The sequence below is a fragment of the Bacillus chungangensis genome (genome assembly GCF_030812995.1).
Taxonomy (GTDB): domain Bacteria; phylum Bacillota; class Bacilli; order Bacillales; family Bacillaceae_C; genus Bacillus_CF; species Bacillus_CF chungangensis.
On record NZ_JAUSTT010000041.1, the window covers coordinates 1 to 21,726 of the forward strand.

21 protein-coding genes and 1 pseudogene are annotated in these 21,726 nt (G+C 38.2%); 14 read left to right on the forward strand and 8 right to left on the reverse strand.

Annotated features, from left to right (window positions below; genetic code table 11):
* Positions 1–516 precede the first annotated feature (516 nt).
* The 6 genes and pseudogenes from J2S08_RS20995 (at position 517) to J2S08_RS21020 (ending at position 3,943) form a co-directional block, all read left to right on the forward strand.
* The gene (locus J2S08_RS20995) at positions 517–1,572 is read left to right on the forward strand and encodes a serine hydrolase domain-containing protein (protein WP_307233068.1); all 1,056 of its coding nucleotides are present in this window, start codon (positions 517–519) and stop codon (positions 1,570–1,572) included.
* A 147-nt stretch (positions 1,573–1,719) separates the two neighbouring features.
* Positions 1,720–1,887 (forward strand): hypothetical protein, encoded by a 168-nt coding sequence (locus J2S08_RS21000; protein ID WP_307233069.1) that lies wholly within the window; start codon positions 1,720–1,722, stop codon positions 1,885–1,887.
* Between the two features lie 268 nt (positions 1,888–2,155).
* On the forward strand, positions 2,156–2,554 hold the full coding sequence (gene tnpA / locus J2S08_RS21005) for an IS200/IS605 family transposase (protein ID WP_307233071.1): 399 nt from the start codon (positions 2,156–2,158) through the stop codon (positions 2,552–2,554).
* A gap of 10 nt (positions 2,555–2,564) precedes the next feature.
* Complete coding sequence (locus J2S08_RS21010; RefSeq protein WP_307233073.1) at positions 2,565–2,729, forward strand: helix-turn-helix domain-containing protein; 165 nt, start codon at positions 2,565–2,567, stop codon at positions 2,727–2,729.
* A pseudogene (locus J2S08_RS21015) lies at positions 2,701–2,940 on the forward strand (zinc ribbon domain-containing protein); the annotation flags it as partial. The gene J2S08_RS21010 and the pseudogene J2S08_RS21015, both read left to right, overlap by 29 nt.
* Before the next feature lie 151 nt (positions 2,941–3,091).
* Complete coding sequence (locus J2S08_RS21020; RefSeq protein WP_307233075.1) at positions 3,092–3,943, forward strand: MurR/RpiR family transcriptional regulator; 852 nt, start codon at positions 3,092–3,094, stop codon at positions 3,941–3,943.
* Positions 3,944–4,208: 265 nt separating this feature from the next.
* Here the strand turns inward: J2S08_RS21020 and J2S08_RS21025 are convergent, their stop codons facing one another.
* The 5 genes from J2S08_RS21025 to J2S08_RS21045 form a co-directional block, all read right to left on the reverse strand.
* Positions 4,209–4,973, reverse strand: coding sequence for an HAD family hydrolase (locus tag J2S08_RS21025; protein ID WP_307233077.1), 765 nt, complete (start codon positions 4,971–4,973; stop codon positions 4,209–4,211).
* Between the two features lie 242 nt (positions 4,974–5,215).
* On the reverse strand, positions 5,216–6,385 hold the full coding sequence (gene anmK / locus J2S08_RS21030) for an anhydro-N-acetylmuramic acid kinase AnmK (protein WP_307233079.1): 1,170 nt from the start codon (positions 6,383–6,385) through the stop codon (positions 5,216–5,218).
* Between the two features lie 99 nt (positions 6,386–6,484).
* Positions 6,485–7,384, reverse strand: coding sequence for a BadF/BadG/BcrA/BcrD ATPase family protein (locus J2S08_RS21035; RefSeq protein ID WP_307233081.1), 900 nt, complete (start codon positions 7,382–7,384; stop codon positions 6,485–6,487).
* Positions 7,385–7,396: 12 nt separating this feature from the next.
* Entirely contained in the window at positions 7,397–8,482 is a 1,086-nt protein-coding gene (locus tag J2S08_RS21040) for a DUF871 domain-containing protein (protein WP_307233082.1), read from the reverse strand.
* An 81-nt stretch (positions 8,483–8,563) separates the two neighbouring features.
* The gene (locus J2S08_RS21045; RefSeq protein WP_307233084.1) at positions 8,564–8,890 is read right to left on the reverse strand and encodes a PTS lactose/cellobiose transporter subunit IIA; all 327 of its coding nucleotides are present in this window, start codon (positions 8,888–8,890) and stop codon (positions 8,564–8,566) included.
* Between the two features lie 356 nt (positions 8,891–9,246).
* On the opposite strand from J2S08_RS21045, the gene J2S08_RS21050 reads away from it, so the two are divergent.
* From J2S08_RS21050 to J2S08_RS21070, 5 genes are all read left to right on the forward strand, one after another.
* On the forward strand, positions 9,247–9,552 hold the full coding sequence (locus J2S08_RS21050) for a PTS sugar transporter subunit IIB (protein WP_307233086.1): 306 nt from the start codon (positions 9,247–9,249) through the stop codon (positions 9,550–9,552).
* A gap of 135 nt (positions 9,553–9,687) precedes the next feature.
* Positions 9,688–10,956, forward strand: a complete 1,269-nt coding sequence (locus J2S08_RS21055; RefSeq protein ID WP_307233088.1) for a PTS sugar transporter subunit IIC — start codon at positions 9,688–9,690, stop codon at positions 10,954–10,956.
* Positions 10,957–11,008: 52 nt separating this feature from the next.
* Positions 11,009–11,302 (forward strand): hypothetical protein, encoded by a 294-nt coding sequence (locus J2S08_RS21060; protein WP_307233090.1) that lies wholly within the window; start codon positions 11,009–11,011, stop codon positions 11,300–11,302.
* A gap of 21 nt (positions 11,303–11,323) precedes the next feature.
* Positions 11,324–12,649 carry a 6-phospho-beta-glucosidase gene (locus tag J2S08_RS21065; RefSeq protein ID WP_307233091.1) on the forward strand — a complete coding sequence of 442 codons (1,326 nt, stop codon included), beginning with the start codon at positions 11,324–11,326 and terminating at the stop codon, positions 12,647–12,649.
* 242 nt (positions 12,650–12,891) lie between these two features.
* On the forward strand, positions 12,892–14,433 hold the full coding sequence (locus tag J2S08_RS21070) for a glycoside hydrolase family 10 protein (protein ID WP_307233093.1): 1,542 nt from the start codon (positions 12,892–12,894) through the stop codon (positions 14,431–14,433).
* Between the two features lie 139 nt (positions 14,434–14,572).
* On the opposite strand, the gene J2S08_RS21075 is transcribed toward J2S08_RS21070, so the two are convergent.
* The 3 genes from J2S08_RS21075 to J2S08_RS21085 form a co-directional block, all read right to left on the reverse strand.
* Positions 14,573–15,751, reverse strand: a complete 1,179-nt coding sequence (locus tag J2S08_RS21075) for an NAD(P)/FAD-dependent oxidoreductase (RefSeq protein WP_307233122.1) — start codon at positions 15,749–15,751, stop codon at positions 14,573–14,575.
* Positions 15,752–15,775: 24 nt separating this feature from the next.
* Positions 15,776–16,162 carry a DUF1641 domain-containing protein gene (locus J2S08_RS21080; protein ID WP_307233095.1) on the reverse strand — a complete coding sequence of 129 codons (387 nt, stop codon included), beginning with the start codon at positions 16,160–16,162 and terminating at the stop codon, positions 15,776–15,778.
* Between the two features lie 367 nt (positions 16,163–16,529).
* The gene (locus tag J2S08_RS21085; RefSeq protein ID WP_307233097.1) at positions 16,530–17,330 is read right to left on the reverse strand and encodes an enoyl-CoA hydratase-related protein; all 801 of its coding nucleotides are present in this window, start codon (positions 17,328–17,330) and stop codon (positions 16,530–16,532) included.
* A gap of 542 nt (positions 17,331–17,872) precedes the next feature.
* Between J2S08_RS21085 and J2S08_RS21090 the strand changes: the two genes are divergently transcribed.
* From J2S08_RS21090 to J2S08_RS21100, 3 genes are all read left to right on the forward strand, one after another.
* Positions 17,873–19,066: a MalY/PatB family protein gene (locus tag J2S08_RS21090; protein ID WP_307233099.1), complete on the forward strand. Its 1,194-nt coding sequence runs from the start codon at positions 17,873–17,875 to the stop codon at positions 19,064–19,066.
* 196 nt (positions 19,067–19,262) lie between these two features.
* On the forward strand, positions 19,263–20,453 hold the full coding sequence (locus J2S08_RS21095; protein WP_307233101.1) for a glycine C-acetyltransferase: 1,191 nt from the start codon (positions 19,263–19,265) through the stop codon (positions 20,451–20,453).
* 54 nt (positions 20,454–20,507) lie between these two features.
* Positions 20,508–21,464, forward strand: a complete 957-nt coding sequence (locus J2S08_RS21100) for an L-threonine 3-dehydrogenase (protein WP_307233103.1) — start codon at positions 20,508–20,510, stop codon at positions 21,462–21,464.
* Positions 21,465–21,726: the final 262 nt, after the last annotated feature.

Consider the following 21,726-nt stretch of genomic DNA (forward strand, 5'->3'; position numbering starts at 1 on the left):
ATAACAAGTAACACATGGGTAAGCCGTATGCCTTAGTAGGGCACGTACGGTTTGATGAGGGAGTAACCTCGAAAGAGGTTACTCTACTCTATGATCAAAATAATAATCACGAATAAGTCGATTGAAAGAAAATTTCAAATCGACTTATTCCTGTTTTTTCAAAGTCTATCACAGCTCAAAGATACGTATTAGAAAACAACTAACTGGTTTAAACAAAGGATTGGGAAAATAAGAAAAGAGGTCTAGGGGATAGGATAACATGAGTGATAAGCAATGATGCCATTCTCATAAATATTGAGCTGCATCCTGTAGAATACACATTGTAAGTATAGTAAAGACCTTTAAGACATACATTCACAGCAAAGAGTTTAACCGATTTTGAAAGGCTTGTTTGCATGAGAGTGAATGGACTGCTTATAAAATGGTAAACCGAGCAAAGGAGGAATCCTATGATAAGAATCAAATCAATATATGATGATCGTTTTGTTCGTAAAACAAAGAGAGGATGATGCTGCATTGATAAAAAATAGTGTTTTAGATTTTCTGGAAAAAGAAATAGAAGCGGAGCACATTCCTGGAGCTGTTATACATGTATTCTATCAAGGTGAAACGATTGTCCAAGAAGCGATTGGTAATCGAGTCGTTTATCCTGAAAAATTTCCGATGCAATTAGATACAATATTTGATTTAGCGTCATTAACAAAGGTTGTTGCAGCTTTGCCAGCTATTTTAACATTGATTGATAATGGAGAGGTGCGCCTTGATGATCGTGTTGCTTTCTTTCTCCCTGCCTTTGCTGTTAATGGGAAAGAAGAAGTGAGACTGCGGCACTTATTAACACACACTTCTGGTTTAGCTGCACATCGTCCATTTTATCTTGAAACTTTATCAAAGACGGAAATAATAGAAAAAATATGCCAAGAACCGCTGCAACATCAAATTGGTGAAAAAGTGATTTATAGTGATCTTAATTTTATCTTACTCTCGAGCATCGTAGAACTCGTTGCGAATATATCATTTGCTGCTTTTGTAAAAGAGAAAATATTTGCACCACTGGGAATGCATGAAACAAGCTTCAACCCTACATTTGTAAAAACTCGCTATGCAGCGACAGCATATAGCGAAAAACATGAAACATACAAGCAAGGAATTGTGCATGATGATAACGCTGAAGTGTTAGGAGGAATAAGCGGTCATGCCGGACTTTTCTCAACGATAAAGGACTTAGCTGCATATGCAGAGATGATTGAAAATGATGGCATCTATCAAGGGAAGCGTATGATATCGAAAGCGGCTATCGCACTTTCGAGGGAAAACTTCACTGCCTTTGATACTGAATATAGAGGAATAGGCTGGATCATCAAAAATGATGCTGATATTTCATCCTGCGGTGATTTATTTTCAGGCAGTTCTTACGGACATACAGGATTTACAGGAACGAGTATTTGGTTTGATCCGGAAATAAAGCTGCACATTATCTTGCTGACAAACAGGGTACACATGAAAAACACCGATGCCATTCTGCGATTGCGACCTCGGCTGCATAATCTTATTCGTGCTTATTTTTCATAATCACCATTAAGGAGGATTGCTTTGAATAGAAATGCTGCAGCAAAAAAAGTTGGACAGTTGATGGTATTTGGCTTTCAGGGGAAACAAGCAACACCAGAAATGAAACAGCTAATACGGGATCATCCCATCTAGGCGCTATGATATTATTTGGCAGAAATACAAGAAGTATTAGAACTTACTACGGAGCTGCAACGTGAGGCGAAAAAGGCTGGACATATCTTTCAATCAATGAATCCAAGCAGAAAGAAAAAGAAGGATGGAAAAGCAACACCTGAAATATTAGGTGGCATGCTATGTAATAATGGTATACTTTGATCTGTTTCAAATGTAACTCTGAGAAAAACGTTACTATTGTTTATGCTGTGATCGCCGTAACAAGCGAGAAGATCTTTGCATTAACGTGAATGGGATGTTCTTTTTATCGTTTTCCGACAGAAGACTGCCTCCTCAATTGTGTAAAGGGCGAAGCCCAAAGATAGGTGGGAGATGAATGTCGGTAAGGCGTAAGCCTAAAGGTTTTTGTTTCCCACTTCATTCTTTAATGATATAATCAGTCTTATATAAGATAAGGGCTGATTATATAATGAAATTAGATAGCAATAACCATTCAGTATTCTTGATGTATTATCACCTTGTGTTAGTTGTGAAATATCGTAGAGAAGTCTTTGATGACGAAGTATCTGACTATGCTAAGGGTATGTTTGTAAAATTAGGTGAGAAATACAATATCTCACTAGTCGAATGGAATCATGATAAAGACCATGTCCATATCCTATTCAAAGCACATCCTAATACAGCATTATCAAAGTTCATCAACGCATACAAAAGTGCTAGTTCTCGATTGATAAAACGTGACTTTCCTGCAGTTCGCGAAAAACTTTGGAAAGAAATGTTCTGGTCAAGAAGTTTCTGCTTACTAACTACTGGTGATTCTCCCATCAACGTAGTCAAAAAATATATTGAAAATCAAGGCATGAAGTGAGGTGAAAGCAATGTTGGTCAATAAAGCATATAAGTTTCGTATCTACCCAAATGAAGAACAAAAAACACTAATTGCTAAAACAATTGGCTGTTCACGTTTTGTGTTCAATCATTTTCTAGCACAATGGAACGATATATACAAAGAAACAGGAAAACCACGATGTAATAGGTATTGAAGATTTGCAAGTATCCAATATGCTAAAGAACCACAAGTTAGCAAAAGCAATCAGTGAAGTATCTTGGTCACAGTTTAGAACTATGCTTGAGTACAAAGCAAAATGGTATGGTAAACAAGTCATTGCGGTATCTAAAATATTTGCTAGTTCCCAACTTTGTTCGTGTTGTGGATACAAAAACAAAGACGTTAAGAATCTCAACCTTCGTGAGGCGAGAAGCAAGTTACCCACTTATTCATTGGTTTGGTAAATAATTTGTTTGAAAGGAAGTGTATTTTTTCCAAAGTTGTTTAGAACTGCTAGTTAAAAAAGTAAATGGAAAGGATTGAACATTTATGGCCTCCACAACAGGTGGGTTAGTCATGCTTTCACAAATGCTTCCAAAGTTGCCGCCATCAGAGAGAAAAATCGCCTCCTATATACTTGAACACCCACAAGAATCCGTTAGATTAACAGCTAGTGAACTTGGTAAACGCAGCTCTACAAGTAGTGCTGCTGTCATCCGTTTGTGCAAATCATTAAATTTAAATGGATTTCAAGAATTAAAACTAAGAATTGCTGGTGATTTACATAAAAATCAAGCAACAGGCTTTCGAGATATTGAACCGCAGGAAACACAAGTTTCAGTTATTGAAAAACTCACCAATAATAGTATACAAACACTCCAAGAAACATCAGAGATACTAAGCACAATAGAACTATCAAAAGCAGTGGAAGCGTTAATGAAAACAAAAAATATCCATTTTTTCGGTGTTGGAGCTTCTAGTATTATTGCACAGGATGCACAGCAAAAATTTTTAAGGATTAATAAGACAGCCACTGCTTTTGCTGATATACATATGGCAGCTACTGTCGTTGCAAACGCCAGCGAAGAAGATGTCGTCTTCGGCATCTCTTTTTCAGGGAACACAGTCGAGGTAGTGAAAATATTGAAGTTGGCAAAGAGTAAAGGCGCAACGACAATTAGCCTTACGAAGTATGGCTCTTCATTGGTGACAGAATACGCAGATATCCATTTGTTTACATCAGCCACAAAGGAAGCCGCATTTAGAAGTGGTGCAACTTCATCTCGATTAGGGCAATTGCATGTAATCGACATTTTATTTATGTGTGTGGCCTCGCAACAGTATGATGATTTAATCACTTATTTAGACGAAACAAGAGTTGCCGTAGAATCGATTGGAGAAAAAATAAGCAGATCGAAACCTAAATGAGAAGAGATAATGAGATTGAAAGATCATCTGCATGGGGCTGTCTCAAAGTCACGAAAATGACTTTTGAGACAGCCCCGTCTGGTTTCATTGGATTCAGCTAACTTGATCAAGTGGTGAACGGAAGTGAGCAGGCGAGTATGAACCAAATTTAGTAATTTATAAACCGAAACGAGTGAGTTTTAAGCCAATTTTGGTGTGTACTATCCGCGACAATAAAGAAATACTGCCAGACAAAGACAAGCTATACTTGAAGCGAAGGATAGCTTTATTCATTTTTCACAACTTGTAACATCTCATTTATTGAAGTAATCAATATGTCGGGAATTGCATGGGAAGGGGGAAAGGAATCTGTTTTCGTTTCCTTTTTCCATTTTTCAAAATAAATATTGTTCACAAGAGGATCATTGTTTCTTTCTTTGATGCTTTTTTCTCGCAACTGTTTTGGCAAACGTCGATAAATAAGAATAGAGGTTGTGCCATACAAATTAGCTGCTTGCACATCATGATCAAGTCTATCACCAACATGTGCGAATATATTGCCCTTAAAAGGAGCAAACATCCTCGGGTCTGGTTTGCCAACTCCCATTTTTTCAGGTGTGACGATTTTTTTAAAATAACCAGTTAAGCCAAGCTCATCCATAACGGGCAATTGATACTTTTTAAACCCATTTGTAATGACAGCAAGGGAAAATCCATTAAAGACTAGTTGATCTAAAGTTTCTAATATATTATTTTCTAATAAATAGACTTTTGGCTGTTTACTATGCTTTTGCACCAATGCTTCCACATCGATGCTGCATGCAATGTTGTTTGCTGATAGATAATGGTGAACGATATCATCCCAATTGTAAGCAGCTGCAATGTTTTTCATCTTCATACGTTTTTCATGTTCAGCAAATAATGCGGCTGTGACAGCATGACAAGTTTCGCAATGAGCAAGAATCGTCTTTTCAATTTCTACAAAAACATGATCAATAAAAGGATTTTGCATGAAGGTTCCATCTAAATCAAACGTAATCCATTTTTTCATTGTTTCACCGTCCTCGAAGGTAAAAGGTACGAAAGAAAAAGGTAATTTCATTCAGTATCATATTCTCATAAAGTGTTAATATGCTAAGTAGAATCATACTGTGCGCGTTTCTTGGAAGCCTAGATGGGGCGGGATAAACTGAAAGCCAAATGTCCAATTGGTTCGGACCAAGACGCTTGTCCCTTAGCCTTTGTTCTATTCTTAGTAGTGGGGGATGAAAGGAACCCCCACTAATGGAAGTTTCACTTTATCATGATTTTGGGATCACCGTTAGGCGGAAGCGTGATTTGGCCAAGGATTACCGACTCTCTTGCACCTGTCGCTTGCATGACATTTCCCGGATGTTGATGAAGCGTTTCATTGGCAAGAATAGCAAATGCAATCGCTTCTTTCGCTTCAGAAGAAAGCCCAATATCTTCTTGTGTTAACACGGTTTTGCCAGGAAGGAGGCTCTTTAGCATGTTCATCAGTGTGGTATTATAGCTTCCTCCGCCAGCGACGATGATTTCATCTATATGAACAGCAGGAAAAACAAACCGTTTATAAGCATCAGCAATCGATGCAGCGGTAAAATAAGTTGCGGTCGCAATGAAATCATTAGCAGAAATACGGTTTTCTTGTAAGATTTTTCTCGTAAATTCTCTGCCAAATAATTCTCTCCCCGTTGATTTCGGCGGCTGCCGTTTAAAATATGCCATCTCCATCCATTCGGCAGCAAGATTTTTGTGGACACGCCCTTGCGATGCCCAATGGCCATTTTTATCGAAGGCTACTCCTTTTAGCTGCTTGCAAAGCTCATCGATAATCATGTTTCCCGGCCCTGTATCAAAAGCAAAAACATCGTTCAGTTCACTGTTTTTAGGAATTACCGTCACATTTCCGATTCCGCCGATATTTTGTAAAGCACGTCCTTTATGAATGTCTTTGTAGAGTAAGTATTCAGTATAGGGAACGAGGGGCGCTCCTTCACCTCCGGCAGCAATATCCATCGCACGAAAGTTAGAGATAACGGTCGTATTTGTTTCATATGCAATAATAGCTGGTTCACCAATTTGCAAAGTGGATGGGATATAATGATTAATCGTTTTTGGAATATGATAGATCGTCTGCCCATGGCTGCCAATAGCATCTATCTTTTCAATCGGATATGCAGCTTCTTCACACAATTCCATAACTGTTTCAGCAAAAAGTGCACCTAGTTTAACATTCATACTACAAATCTTCGCAACATTTGATCTCTCAACATCCATTACATCCAACAATTCTTCTTTCAACTTATTTGAAAAGGGGACAGAAATAAAATGCTGCAATGTGACGCGAGTGTTAAAGCCATGGCCGCTTATTTTTACGAGTGCAGCATCGATGCCGTCTAGTGACGTACCTGACATCAAACCGACAATCATTTTATCCATTATTTTCATTCCTTTCTTGATAAGCTGCGTTTCACGATTCAAAAAATAGTCTTTTTTGAGAGATAGGGGAGAACCGCCAGCATAGCCTACATGTTCTCGTTAAAAGCAGTCTTTTTCCTGTGCGACAAAGACAGCTCCGATTGCAGGAGCATCAGCTTCTTGGATAATGATCATGTCTTCAAGTTTTTCTTTGAGTGTGGTAATAAATGAGCGTTGAACATGTTCATTTTTTTCTAGCATGCTTCCCTTATAGCCGATTAAATATGGTTTTGCAAGTTGCAGCTTGTGAATGAGCATGATCGTTTGATTTGCCAAATCTTCACCGGCTGTTTTCAATAAAGACAGCGATTGTTCATCACCTTGGTTAGCTAATACATCCACAACATATGACAAAGAAGCAATATCCGATTTAGGAGAGTGATAGATGTAATTTTTTAATTGCTCGGCTTCCTGTATTTGCAGCTTCTCCATTAAAGCGGTTGATAGAGGCGAATAAGGGCTGCCTGTATCTGCTTCATATGTTATTTGCTTACAAGCTTTGATAGCAATATCGTAAGCGCTGCCTTCATCACCTAACAAGTGTCCCCAACCTCCAGCATAGGTGAGGTGATCGCCTTTTTTTCCAATCGAAACAGAGCCTGTTCCGGAAATGGTCAATACACCATCTTGACGATGAAGAGCTGCATAAAACGCCAATTGTGCATCATTCATTAATATAACAGGGATTTGAAAGATTTTCTCTAGTTCGTTTTTCATCATTTGCCGATGTTGACTAGCTTCAATCCCTGCAATGCCAGCAACAATGCACTTGCATCGTTCTCCAAAAGGCGAATGCAAACATTCCTTTATCACTTTTTGCAAATGGTTGAAAGCGATCTCAAAATCGATGACAGGATTGCCATAACCCGCATCTGCTTCGAATAGAATATCTTTAGCATTATTTAGCACAACCGCTTTTGTCTTTGTTCCGCCAGCATCAATTCCAATCACATATTTCATTTCATAAGCCCCCTATGCTAGTTGAAAAGCAAATTTGCCCCAAGGCTTGATATAATCAATAAGGAATATTTCTTCTTCTCTTATCCTGCCAACGACATTTGTTTTCCCAGAGTTTTTCATATCTTTTAAAGCAATTTGCAGCTCGCCGGCATATTGGCCATATAAGTCATTTTCAATTAAAATATCTCCCCGTTTTATATCCCGGCAATGAAATGGACGGAATGTTTCTCCCCGGTATTTTACACGACTTTGGGTAGAGCGAATCATATAATCGGAAACATCGCCTCGATAAAAATGGAATTCTTCTAACACAATTTTCTTTTCTAATGGCGAAATGCCATCAGAAAGCGCTATCGAAAAAGTAAGCATTTCTTTATTCATATTGCTTAATGCTTTTAATTCTTTAAGAGATGCGTACGTATTTCCAATGAGAACATCATCTATTAAATTAGTGGCAAATAAATGTTTCGCTTGAACATCGATAGGCATGTCTCTATGCATCTCTAAAGTTGGCAAACCTTCTACGATCGGCCAAGGTCCAAAAGTGGCATCGTTTGAAGAGACAAATGCTGCTGTTCGAATGCCAAGATCTTTAAATTTTTTGCTGCAATCAAGAAAAAAAGGGTATGATAAGCCAGCATAGCGGTGTGGATAAAAATTATGACAGCCCAGTAGATTATTTTTGTTTGGCTGGTACGTCATAATATTATCAATATATTTTGTCGCGTTACTCATATTTAATTCGATCTTCAAATTGTACGGGTTATACGTCATCACTGATTCTTCATGTCCGGTATATCCCATATCTAAACGAATGCCGTATGCTCCTAAACTAGCAAAAAAAGATAGATCATCATAAGAAATATTTAAATCTTTGAACACTCTTGGACTAATATCAGCGATCACTTCCATCCCAAGTTGATTTGCAAATGCAATTGTTTCTTTAAAGTCAGAAATAATTTGATCTTTATTGCCGTCAACAGATAATAAACAAGTAAATACGCGCTGAAAACCATGATCGTGAGCTGTCTTTATATATTCTTTATCTTTTTCCACTGTTGAATGGTTTGGATAAATGGAAATACCTAATCTTTTCATTGGACAAAGCTCCTTTTTAGTATGTTGTTCATATACTTAAATTGGCCGCATCAGAAACTAAAATGTTTGATGTGTTTAGCCTTATTTAGAAAGTTGATCTATTTTCTTAATTAATTTTATCATCTGCTCAATTAATGATAACTCGCTTACTGCTGTCATTAAGTGGTCTTGAGCATGAATCATCAGTAGCGACTTTTCGACGACAACGCCATTGATTTCTGCTTGAATCAATTTCGTTTGTGTTTGATGGGCTTTGTTTAATTCTTGCTGTGCTTCTACCATTGATTCATCCGCTTTTTTAAACTCATTTTGGTTGGCAAAATCAATTGCTTCATAGGCAAGACTCCTTGCATTGCCGCCATGTGAAATAATGGTGAATATTTCCTGTTCTATGTTTATTTCTGTCATCTGCTTCTTACCTCCTTATTTTTAGATATATCATATCATTCATCAAAAAATGAAACAATATTTTAAAATAAATTATAAAAGTATGGAATTTAATTTCATTATCACCTATAATCAAAGTGAAGTGGAAACACTTACATTTGGCAAAAACATAGAAATAATCGCTGCCCGATGCAGTTAGCGAGTCATTAAAAACGATCTCTATTCGGAGAGTACTTAAGATCATCGGTACTAAGCTTATCAAATCATAATATAAATGTGTTATTGATTCCACATTAACTGGCAGTGCATTCGCTATAAGCGAAGGATCTATTGGGTGGAATTCCACCCGACAATGACAAAATTGGGGAGGTAATGCAATGAAAGTTTTATTTGTTTGTTCTGGAGGCATGTCAAGTGCCATCGTAGTAAATGCATTGAAAAAAGAGGCGGAAAAATCGGGAATCACGATGGAAGTTCGAGCAATCGGAACGAGCGAAGTGACCGATGAAATTAGTAATGGCTGGGACGCTTGTATGGTAGCCCCGCAAGTGAAGCATCGATTTCAATCTGTTAAAAAAGAAGCAGATGAGGCAGGGGTTCCGTGTGGAGCTATCCCCCCTCAAGCATACTCACCGCTTGGCGGCCCTACATTGTTAAAGACACTGCAAGAGCTTGTCAAGTAAATGCTAGAAAGATAGACAATACATCACTGCCGTTACTCATGTGGAATTCATAAAGCATAAGCATGGTGCAAAGAAAAAATTTACTGGATGACTTTCATGATTTCATCCGAAATTTAGAAGGAGGGGAATGACACCATGAATAAGTTTGTCGACTTTTTAGAGAATAAGCTATCTGGACCAATGGCAAGGCTTTCAGAACAACGCCACCTTCAAGCTGTTCGGGATGGAGTGATTTCAGCTTTACCTTTTATTATTGTAGGATCATTTTTCTTAATCTTTGCGTTTCCACCAGTGCCAGAAGGATCATTTATTAAGGAATGGGCTGCTGATCATGCGAGTGAAATTTTAATCCCATATCGTTTGACGATGTTTATAATGTCTCTGTATATCGCTTTTGGGGTTGGCTATAATCTGGCAAGGAGCTACAAACTTGATCCTTTATCGGGGGCTCAAATGGCTGTCGCAGCATTGCTATTAACGATTGTTCCACAAGTAGTTGATGGTGTTGGTTTTGTTTTGCCTATGACGAATTTAGGTGGACAAGGGTTGTTTGTTGCGATGATCGTATCGATTTTAGCAGTTGAGATTCAAAGATTTTGTAAAGTTAAAAACATAACAATCAAAATGCCTGAGCAAGTGCCGCCATCTGTGTCACGTTCATTTGAAGCACTCATACCTGTCGCAATCGTCATTATCATTATTTCATCCATTACAGTTTTAGCAGGAATTGATTTACACCAAATTGTTGGCAAAGCCGTACAGCCATTTGTAAAAGTAGGGGATAGTCTATTCGGTGTCCTGCTGCCAGTGTTTTTAATTACATTTTTTTGGTCATTTGGTATTCATGGTGTGTCAATCGTTGGAACGATTGCAAGACCACTTTGGGAAGTATTTGTCGCAAATAACGCTGAAGCTGTTGCTAGTGGTGCCGATAAGATTCCCCATATTGCTCCTGAGCCTTTTTATCAGTGGTTTATTTGGATAGGCGGTTCTGGTGCGACGCTTGGCTTAGTATTAGCGATGGTTTTCTTTGCACGCTCACGTTACTTAAAAACATTAAGCCGTACATCGATTATTCCAAGTATTTTTAATATTAATGAGCCTGTTATTTTCGGGACGCCAATTGTTTTAAATCCAATATTAATCATTCCTTTTGTTATTACACCACTCATTACAGCGACGTTGTCATATATTGCTACGTCTATTGGCTTAGTTTCACACATTTTTGCGCATCCGCCATGGACGCTTCCTGCACCAATAGGAGCATACTTGGCCACAGGTGGAGACTGGAGAGCAATTATACTCGTTCTTGTTAATATAGCGATTTCTTTCTTGATCTATTTTCCGTTTTTTAAAATGTATGATAAGAAAATGGTTGATATGGAGGCAGAAGAGAATCATTGATAGGAAAAATAGGAGTCTTGTAGATTCCTATTTTTAAATGGGGAGATGAATGATGCAAACTGAAACGAACATATTTCCAAGAATAAGCTTTAAAGGTGTATTGATCTTTATGTTGATTGTCGCAGCAGGTGTCATTCTGCTTGTGAAACCATTCATAGCGATCGGTTTGCCGCGCCAATGGAGTTTGTATTTAGCAACAGCTGTTTCGTCGACAATTGGGATGTCAATAGTCATCAATGTAGTGGATGAAAAAGTGCAGGATAGAAAGAAAAGACGAAAAAGAACCATCCTATCTTTCATTGTTTGTTTTAGTGTTAGTTTCGTCTTAATTTTTCTAACAAAGTAGACATAAGAAAGGGTGTACATCATGTGTCAAGGAGTTAAAATTGCAACAATAGGCGGAGGATCAAGCTATACACCAGAATTTGTAGAAGGATTAATAAAACGCTATGATGAATTTCCGGTACGGGAACTATGGCTAGTCGATATAGAGGATGGAAAAGACAAGCTAGCAATTGTCGGAAACTTAGCGAAAAGAATGGTTGAAAAAGCGAAAATCCCAATGGAAATACACTTAACGTTAAACAGACAAGAAGCATTAAAGGATGCAGATTTTGTTACAACGCAAATGAGAGTAGGACTGTTGGATGCTCGCATCAAAGACGAACGCATCCCTTTGCAGTATGGGATTATTGGACAGGAAACGAATGGAGCCGGCGGTTTATTTAAAGGTTTGCGTACGATTCCTGTATTATTGGAAATTGCAAAAGAAATGGGGGAATTATGCCCTCGCGCTTGGCTCATTAATTTTACGAATCCAGCTGGAATGGTAACAGAAGCGCTGTTAAGATATAGCGGACATGAAAAAATAATCGGCGTCTGCAACTTGCCAGTAAATGTGAAAATGACACTTGCAAACCTATTGCAAGTTGAGACAGAAAGACTTCATATTACATTTGCAGGCTTAAACCATCTAGTGTACGGATTGGATGTTTTTGTGGATGGAGAATCTGTGTTGGAGGAGGTTATAGACATTTTATCCGATCCAGATAAACAGCTTTCTATGCAAAACATCGCGCCTATTCCTTGGGAGCCGGCATTTCTTCAAGCATTAGGAGTTGTCCCATGTCCATACCATCGATACTATTACAAAACAAAAGAAATATTAGAAGAAGAATTGGAGTCTTTCAAGAGTGGGACAACAAGAGCTGAAGTTGTAAAAAAATTAGAAGCTGAGCTATTTGAGCTGTACCAAGATCCAGACTTGGCGATAAAACCGCCACAATTAGAAAAACGCGGCGGAGCCTACTATAGTGATGCGGCATGCAACCTTATGTCATCTATTTATAATAGTAAAGGCGACATTCAAACATTAAATGTTCGCAACAATGGAGCAATCACCGGCATTCCGTTGGAATCAGCAGTGGAAGTAAATTGTATCGTAACGAAAGAGGGCCCACAGCCGCTTGCTGTTGGCGAGCTGCCTGTTTCGATTGCTGGATTGGTTCAACAAATAAAATCATTTGAAAGAGTAGCGGCAGAAGCTGCTGTTACTGGCTCCTATGACAAGACGCTGATGGCGTTATGCATGAATCCGCTTGTACCCAGCGATCGGATTGCGAAGAAAGTATTAGATGAAATGCTTGAGGCACATAAAGAATATTTGCCACAATTCAATAGAGAGTCTATTTGAGGAGTAGGAAAGACCTTATTCTTGTTTTCTATTATGTCATTTAAGCTTTTTAATCAGGTGGAGGAGATTCTGACACCTGATTCTTCTTTATTACGGTAGGCATTTAACTAAGTATAGGATGTAAGACTTATCATCTCTTTAGACAACAGATAAAAAGTTTTATTTTAAAAAAACATTATTTCCTTTCATAGCATAATAAGGTAACCTTGATAATAAATACATAGAAAGAGGTGTGAGAGAATTTGCTAAAGAAATTAACAGCATTTACATTAGTAGGTCTTCTTCTGTTTGGGCTATTTCCGCTCAACCCTTATGAGGCAAAAGCAAACACGATATCGCCGAAGCGAGAATTTCGGGCTGCTTGGATTGCAACAGTAGCGAATATTGATTGGCCTTCTAAAAAAGGTCTGTCTATCAACCAGCAAAAACAGGAATATATCAAGCTATTAGACGATGTAAAAGCGATGGGCATGAATGCAGTCATTGTTCAGATCAAACCTACAGCTGACGCATTTTATCCGTCTGAATATGGTCCATGGTCCGAATATTTAACAGGTACACAGGGTAAAGATCCTGGCTATGATCCACTTGCTTTTATGTTGGAAGAGGCACATAAACGCAATTTAGAATTTCATGCATGGTTCAATCCATACAGAATCACGATGAATCATAAAGATTTAGGAAAACTATCAGCTGACCATCCAGCGAAGAAACATCCTGATTGGGTGCTTGGTTATGGCAACCAGCTATATTATGATCCAGGTATACCAGAAGCAAGAGCTTTCATTATCGAAAGCATTAACGAAGTAGTGAAAAAATACGATATTGATGGCGTCCATATGGATGATTACTTTTATCCATATGCCATTAAAGGACAAGCATTTCCTGATGATGCTTCGTTCAAAAAATACGGGGGCACCCAATTTAAATCAAAAGCAGATTGGCGAAGGAATAACGTTAATGTCTTAGTTAGAGACCTCAATGCTGCAATAAAAAAAGAAAAGCCATATGTTAAATTCGGCATCAGCCCGTTCGGAGTTTGGCGAAATATTGCCGATGACCCAACCGGTTCAAAGACGAAAGCTGGCCAAACAAACTATGATAGTTTATTTGCGGATACGAGAGAGTGGATTCAAAAAGGATATATCGACTATATCAACCCACAAATTTATTGGAATATAGGCTTTGAAGCAGCAGCATTTGATATATTGCTAGATTGGTGGAGACAGGAAATTAAAGACAAACCAATTCACCTGTATATTGGACAAGCTGCGTATAAGATAAATAATAACGATGTGAAGGCATGGTCAAACCCAGAAGAATATCCGCGGCAAATTCAAATGATTAGAAATCGTGCTGATGTACATGGAAGTGTGCATTTTAGCTTGAAAGACTTGAATCGCAATCCACTTGGTGTAAAAGATCGCCTAACAAATGATCTATATCAAAAACAAGCATTAATTCCGACAATGCCATGGCTCGATGCAACACCGCCAAAACAACCGCTTATTACAAATGCTAAACAGCTTCAAAATGGTGTGCATTTAACGATACAAGATCAGCCGGAAAATGATACCGCTTATTATGCAATTTATCGTTTTGCAGGCACTAAAAAAGGCAATATTCAAGATCCAGCGAATTTAATCGCAACAGTTAGAAAAACTGCAGATACAGTTGTATACATCGACCAATCAGCAGCAAAAGGAACATACACATACGTTGTCACTGCATTAGATCGTCTACACAACGAGAGTCAAGAGAGTGAAACGATTACTGTTCCATAATAAATAGAAACATTAATTGGTAGAAAGCGAACTTGAAAATTCGTTTTCTACCATTTTTTGTCTGATATGAAATTTTATTTCAAGTAAAATTTTAAAAATTGAAGCCAACTGAGCAGTTATAAAATAATAATAATAAGTACTAGTATGCGTATGCAAATAGACCTTTAATATGTGCAAGATATCTAGCTTTACTCGCCTCTTTTAATAGAGAAGCAGGCAGCCCCTTTAAGTGTGTCTCTCGTTCCCCAATGGCTGCGATGGCATCTTTGCGTCCGAGGCTTGCTAACTTGCCGGATAATACCGGTTGAAACGCTTTCATAGGAAGTTCCTTACACGCCGCGTAAATGTTATATCCAACCGTTTCTCCCATTTGCCAAGCTAGTTGTGCGGATGGTGGATAAGGACGTCCATTTTCATCCATGTAGATGGCACTGTCTCCCGCTAAGAAAATATCGCTATGAGAGGTTGAAACAAGAAACTCATTAATCGTTGCACGTCCACGGTTTACTTCAATTCCCGAATTTGCAACAATCGGATTTCCTTGGACGCCACCTGTCCAAACGAGCGTGTTTGTTTGAATAGAGCGGCCATCTTTTAAATGGACGATATTTTCGTTTATTTCCGTAATCGGTACACCTGTAATAAACTGAATGCCGCGCTTTTGCAAACTGCTTTGAGCCCTTTCAATTAGTTCAGGATCAAAGCCATTCAAAATATTTGGAGATGCTTCTACACAATATATTGAAATATCGTTCATGTCTACACCGTAATGAAGGCACCAATCTGGCATCATATCAGCTAATTCACCAACTAGTTCGACACCTGTCAGCCCTCCGCCGCCAACTACAATCGTAGCATCCGATTTGTCTTTTGATAAACTGTAAGATTCAATTTTCGATTGAATATGAGCACGAATCCGATTAGCATCATCGATTGATTTTAATGTAAAGCTGTTTTGTTCCAATCCTGGTATTCCAAAGAATGCTGTTTCACTGCCAAGTGCTACAACGAGTAAATCATAAGCATATATTTTGCCGCTTTTCATGAGAACTTGCTTTTCATTTGGTTTTATTTGTTCAACAGTCGAAATTTGCAAATGAATATCTTTTCCTTTTAATAACTTATCCAAAGGAAGCCCAACAGACTGTTCAGAAAGATTGCCTGCAGCTAAACGATGCAATTCCGTGATAATTTGATGAGTCGGCCAACGATTAATCAATGTTATTTCAGCTTGTTGTGCATCAAGGTATTTACGAGCCGTTAATGCGCTTACAAGGCCGCCATATCCGCCGCCTAAAATGAGTATCTTCTTCAAGATGTCCATTTCCTCCTTTTTCATCCTTTATTGATGACTGTGTTGCTTTTTTTCTTCTGCAATTTTTAAATATGCTTCAGAAAAGCGGAGGATGTTTTGAATCTGTGGATCATTCAGCAATTTGATAACAGCAAGTAAGCCATACGTTTTTGTGCTGCTTTTTGCATGATCATTTGCTTCGATTACAGTAGAAGCTACTTCCTTCGCTTTTTGATGAAGAGGTTGTATAAACTCCTTCATTCCACCAATTGTGTCCTCTACAAATACACGATCCTTCGTTAAATTTTGACATAGATCATAGGTTTGTGTGAGCATTTCAGTCATCTCTGCAAGTTTAGGCAAGTTGTCTAAGATAGTGTCTAGCGATTGTTGAATTTCTGGGTCTTTCAGTTTCTCAAGTAGGTAGTCCGACATGTATGCGTTCACATCCTTTTTCTTTAATGACTCTCCTTTAAAAAAAGATTGTACTGGCATGGCAACTGTTTTCTAAATTACCATTTATTTGTGATATCCGTTTTTAATGTTAGCACAATGTAATAGGTAGATTCAATCATTAATTTAAACAACAACTCTAGTGAAGTATAGTTGAACTAAAAGTAGTTTTTGGGAGTCTGGACATACAGTTTTAATAAAGTTGTTCTATTATTCCTTGGACGATCTTAACATTGTTATATTGCAATAAAGAAAAGAAACCTTCTTATTTATATGTATGCAAATGAAAAGAGGATCATCCCACTTGTACAAAAGTAGGGATGACCCTGGAACTGTGATGTATTACATTTTAAGAATACGTAAATTTCGGCTTTCTTTTTTCTAAAAAGGCAGCTACTCCTTCATGGTAATCAGCTGATGTAAAGGAATCGAGCACTAACTCTGTTATCTCATCAGAATCTTTTACTGCTCCATTTCGAATTTCATTCATAATTTGTTTCGATCCCCGTATAGACAATTGCGCATTTTTACATAACATTTCTGCATATTCGTAAGTCTCTGCTTCCAATTTAGACGCATCTATGATTCGATCGATCAAACCAATCGCCAGTGCTTCACTTGCTGGAAGCAGCCGGCCTGAAAATAAAATATCCTTCGCTTTTGAGGGACCAACGAGATCGATTAAATTTTTAGTGCCTGGTGTATTGTAGACTAACCCTAGTTTCGCTGGAGTGATACCAAAGACACCTGAAGTATCTGAAAAGCGAAAATCACAAGCAACCGCTATTTCACATCCGCCGCCAACACAAAAGCCTCTAATCATCGAAATACTTGGCTTCAAACATTTTCCTATTTTTTCTTCCAGCTTCAATGAAATGTCGTTATACTTTATTGCTCCTGATTTTGTTGAACGTATTTTCGGGAACTCAGCGATATCGGAACCTGCTGAAAATGCTGTATCTGTTGTGCTTCTTAATATGATCACCTTTACATCAGGATTTTGCTCACAGTCATCAACTAGTGCAATTAATGTTTCCCACATCCGATAAGAAAGGGCATTTCTTTTATGCGGACGATTAATAAAAATAGTCCCAATTTCTCTGTCTACCTTCAAATATACATCTTCATCGCTGGATATGTTTTTCGTCAACGTGCATTCCCCCTGTTCTTACGAAAGTCTAAACCTTATCTTATTTTCAAAAAATTTTCTGTAAATATATATCATAAGTATACCTTAACAAAATGAATTTTGCGCTTGAAGGAGGGGGGGGGAAAAGAGAGCCTTTTGATTGATTTGCAAGTTTTTTATTGCAGACCTGTATATGCAAACAAGAGCGAATTAGCATAAATTATATTCGTTCATGACATCATTATTTAAGGCATCATAACTGTTTTTTTGTATATGGTTCCATCTCCAGGAAAGTTGTATTAAAGTAGAAGAAAGAACATGCAGGAGTTTATCATCTATCTAGGGTGAATATATCTTTTTCTAGCGGCGATTTAAGATGTTTATACAATGTCGTCCCATTTATCCCACATCTAACTGGTAGTAAGACCCCCGCATCAGGAATTAGAGGAATCGAAGAAGTGTGGGGGATGAAAGAAAACCCCCACTGATGGAAGTTTCACTTTATAAATTTCATAAAATGATGGATAACAGAAGACAATGATCATATGAAGGGGATAGAAGAAATGAATTGGAATGATTGTATTGAACGAACAAATACTCACTCTGTGAAATGGTCATACGCAGATGAGGAAGTAATTCCAATGTGTATTGCAGATATGGATTTCCAAGTATCACCTGCTATTATTGACGCAATGAAGAAAAAAGCAGCACATGGCATCTATGGGTATACGACTTTTTGTAAAGGATATGATGCAGCGATTATTGATTGGTGGCAGCGCCGCCATCAATGTAGACTCGAAAAGGAATGGATTGCTTTTAGTCCGGGGATCATCCCAGGAATGAATCTTCTATTGCAAATATTTACAAAACCAGGAGACAAAGTGATTGTTCAAGAACCAGTTTATTACCCGTTTTATAGCAGTATTGAAAATAACGAATGCGAAATCGTGAAAAATACATTGATCTATCGAGAGGGACGTTATGAGATTGATTTTGCCGACCTAGAGAAAAAAGCTGCTGATCCTTTAGCAAAAGTGCTGATTCTTTGCAGTCCACATAATCCTGTCGGGCGTGTCTGGACTTATGAAGAATTGAAAAAAGTCGGCGATATTTGCATCAAACACGATGTTTGGATGATTTCGGATGAAATGCATGGCGATATCGTATATCAAGGCCACCGTCATTTGCCATTATTTAATATCGACCCTGCTTTTCGGACAAGAAGCGTCATTTGTGCTGCCCCTAGTAAAACATTCAATATAGCCGGTCTCCAAACATCAATTATTCTCATTCCTAATAAGGAGCTTCGTGAAAAATACGAACAGAAGCTTTATCAATACGGGATGATGAGACCAAATGTATTTGGAGTAGAGGCTACAATCGCAGCGTACAATGATGGAGAAGCATGGCTGGAAGATTTACTTGGTTATTTGGAAGGCAATCTTCAATATGTAGAGAATTATTTGCACCAAAATATGTCAGATGTAACCTACCATAAACCAGAAGGTACACACCTTATTTGGCTTGGCTTTGAAAAATTGGGAATGGAAGGAAACGCATTGTGGGAATTTTTCCTAGAAAAAGCAAAAGTGAAGTTAGACGAAGGCTTTAAGTTTGGAGAAAGCGGGCGTACTTTTTTACGAATGAATATTGCTTGCCCAAGAGAACGAATTGATACGGCATTACGGAGAATGCAAGAAGCCATTTTACACTTTCGAATAGAACAGCATCGTAAAAAAGAGGAAGTAAGCAAGTAGCTAAAAAGACGCATCAGCGTCTTTTTAGTTGCTCTTTTTTATGTAAATTGTCCTTTCTATATAAACAAATAAAAAAATCTATGATAGAATATCAGTGAATACACAATAAACAAGGTTTGACTGTCCATTTAGTGAGTACAGTTGTATATTAAGCGTTTACAAAGAAATACTAATAAAACAATGGAGGGATAAGAAAATGTCAAGTAAAATACTAGAGCAATTTTTGCAGACGAATCTTTCAGATTTAAAAGAAAAGGGCTTATATAATGAAATCGACTCGCTTGAAAGTGCTAACGGACCTGTGATTCAGATTAAGGGACAGGAGCTTATTAATCTTTCTTCTAATAATTATCTAGGTTTAGCAACAAATCCCGAATTACAAGCTGCTGCAATTGAAGCTATAAAAAGCTGGGGAGTTGGTGCTGGAGCAGTACGAACGATTAATGGGACATTGCGCCTTCACGATGAACTGGAAGAAAAATTGGCGGCTTTTAAGGGAACAGAAGCAGTAATCTCTTACCAATCTGGATTTAATTGCAATATGGCAGCAATTTCCGCTGTCATGGATAAAAATGATGCTATTTTATCTGATGAACTGAACCATGCTTCGATTATTGACGGCTGCCGTCTTTCTAAAGCAAAAATTATTCGCTTCAACCACTCTGATATGGATGATTTGCGGCAAAAAGCAAAAGAAGCTACTGAATCTGGGCTCTATCATAAAGTAATGGTGATTACCGATGGTGTATTTTCGATGGATGGCGATATTGCAAAACTGCCAGAAATCGCAGAAATTGCCGAAACATATGATCTGATCACATATGTTGACGATGCGCATGGCTCTGGTGTACTCGGAAAAGGTGCGGGAACAGTTAAGCACTTTGGGCTGCAAGACAAAATTGACTTCCAAATGGGAACTTTATCAAAAGCAATTGGTGTTGTTGGCGGCTATGTTGCTGGTAAGCAGCAGCTAATTGACTGGTTGAAAGTTCGTTCACGTCCATTTCTATTCTCTACTGCTGTAACGCCAGCAGATGCAGTTGCTGCAACGAAAGCGATTGAACTAATGATGGCAAGTACAGACCTGAATGAACAGCTTTGGGAGAATGGGGATTATTTGAAAAAAGGGCTGAAAGAACTCGGATTTGACATTGGAAAGAGTGAAACACCAATTACGCCATGTATCATCGGTGATGAAAAAACAACCCAACAATTTAGTAGACGATTATATGAAGAAGGCGTCTATGCAAAATCAATTGTATTTCCAACGGTGCCAAGAGGAACTGGTCGTGTTCGAAATATGCCTACAGCTGCTCATACGAAGGAGATGCTTGATAAGGCTATTCGTATTTATGAAAAAATTGGCAAGGAAATGGGTGTCATTTAGTTTCCCAAGGTGGAAGACTATTGAGGAAATCACTTGAGATAGGGGGGAACTTTGATGAGGAAGAAAATATTAGTAACTGGTGCTTTAGGACAAATTGGTACAGAACTGGTAATGAAACTTCATGATGTATATGGAACAGATCATGTGATCGCAACCGATATTCGCAATAGCGAAAATGAGGTTGTCCAATCTGGGCCTTTCGAAATATTAGATGTGACAGACGGAAAGCGCATGATGGAACTTGCTAAAAAATATCAAGTGAATACGATTGTTCATCTTGCAGCTTTATTGTCAGCAAAAGCGGAAAGCAACCCACTTCTAGCGTGGAATCTGAATATGGGCGGGCTTGTAAATGCGCTGGAAACAGCACGTGAACTAAATTGTCAGCTCTTTACACCAAGTTCGATAGGAGCATTCGGACCAACGACACCAAAAAATAAAACACCGCAGATTACGATTCAACGTCCAACGACGATGTACGGTGTGAACAAAGTCTCTGGAGAATTGCTTTGTGATTATTATTATGAGAAATTTGGCGTCGATACTCGAGGTGTTCGTTTTCCAGGTTTAATTTCATATGCAGCAGAACCAGGCGGCGGTACGACGGATTATGCAGTGGACATCTATTATAGTGCGATTGAACGGGGAAGCTACACATCTTATATTCAAAAAGGGACTTATATGGATATGATGTATATGCCAGATGCACTAAATGCGATCGTGGCATTAATGGAAGCTGACCCTGCTAAATTAAAGCATCGCAACGCTTTTAATATTACGGCAATGAGCTTCGAACCAGAAGAGATTGCTGCCGAAATTCGCAAACATATTCCGACATTCACAATTTCCTACAATGTTGACCCAGTAAGACAAGCAATTGCAGATAGCTGGCCAAATTCTCTTGATGCGACCGCTGCTCAAGAAGAATGGGGATTTAAAGCAGAATATGACTTAGAGAAAATGACAGTAGATATGTTAGGAAAATTGCGGGCGAAGCTGTTAGCTGGATAACGAATCATGAAGGTGGTTTCTTTCATCAGAAGAAGGATGAAAGAAACCTTTTTTGCGTTGTAATGCTTAAGCCAAATAAAGATAGGCATTGCGATTCCATTTACATTCCTCGTATTAATTTCTTTCCGCTTCATGCAATAGGTTTTCCGATCATTTAAATCCCAGAGAGAACGATAGGTTATCATTAACTGTTAATCCCACGTTTGTTTTTTTTCGATCTTTTCACAAATATCATGATCAGTAATGGCTGTATACGGGGAGA

What these genes read in the sequence shown, in the direction of transcription:
- J2S08_RS21095 (WP_307233101.1), top strand. Translation starts at nt 19,263, where the DNA reads ATGTCAAGTAAAATACTAGAGCAATTTTTGCAGACGAATCTTTCAGAT.
- tnpA (WP_307233071.1), top strand. Translation starts at nt 2,156, where the DNA reads ATGAAATTAGATAGCAATAACCATTCAGTATTCTTGATGTATTATCAC.
- J2S08_RS21050 (WP_307233086.1), top strand. Translation starts at nt 9,247, where the DNA reads ATGAAAGTTTTATTTGTTTGTTCTGGAGGCATGTCAAGTGCCATCGTA.
- anmK (WP_307233079.1), bottom strand. Translation starts at nt 6,385, where the DNA reads ATGGATAAAATGATTGTCGGTTTGATGTCAGGTACGTCACTAGACGGC.
- J2S08_RS21020 (WP_307233075.1), top strand. Translation starts at nt 3,092, where the DNA reads ATGCTTTCACAAATGCTTCCAAAGTTGCCGCCATCAGAGAGAAAAATC.
- J2S08_RS21090 (WP_307233099.1), top strand. Translation starts at nt 17,873, where the DNA reads ATGAATTGGAATGATTGTATTGAACGAACAAATACTCACTCTGTGAAA.
- J2S08_RS21060 (WP_307233090.1), top strand. Translation starts at nt 11,009, where the DNA reads ATGCAAACTGAAACGAACATATTTCCAAGAATAAGCTTTAAAGGTGTA.
- J2S08_RS21100 (WP_307233103.1), top strand. Translation starts at nt 20,508, where the DNA reads ATGAGGAAGAAAATATTAGTAACTGGTGCTTTAGGACAAATTGGTACA.
- J2S08_RS21010 (WP_307233073.1), top strand. Translation starts at nt 2,565, where the DNA reads ATGTTGGTCAATAAAGCATATAAGTTTCGTATCTACCCAAATGAAGAA.
- J2S08_RS21040 (WP_307233082.1), bottom strand. Translation starts at nt 8,482, where the DNA reads ATGAAAAGATTAGGTATTTCCATTTATCCAAACCATTCAACAGTGGAA.
- J2S08_RS21025 (WP_307233077.1), bottom strand. Translation starts at nt 4,973, where the DNA reads ATGAAAAAATGGATTACGTTTGATTTAGATGGAACCTTCATGCAAAAT.
- J2S08_RS21035 (WP_307233081.1), bottom strand. Translation starts at nt 7,384, where the DNA reads ATGAAATATGTGATTGGAATTGATGCTGGCGGAACAAAGACAAAAGCG.
- J2S08_RS21080 (WP_307233095.1), bottom strand. Translation starts at nt 16,162, where the DNA reads ATGTCGGACTACCTACTTGAGAAACTGAAAGACCCAGAAATTCAACAA.
- J2S08_RS21065 (WP_307233091.1), top strand. Translation starts at nt 11,324, where the DNA reads ATGTGTCAAGGAGTTAAAATTGCAACAATAGGCGGAGGATCAAGCTAT.
- J2S08_RS21045 (WP_307233084.1), bottom strand. Translation starts at nt 8,890, where the DNA reads ATGACAGAAATAAACATAGAACAGGAAATATTCACCATTATTTCACAT.
- J2S08_RS21055 (WP_307233088.1), top strand. Translation starts at nt 9,688, where the DNA reads ATGAATAAGTTTGTCGACTTTTTAGAGAATAAGCTATCTGGACCAATG.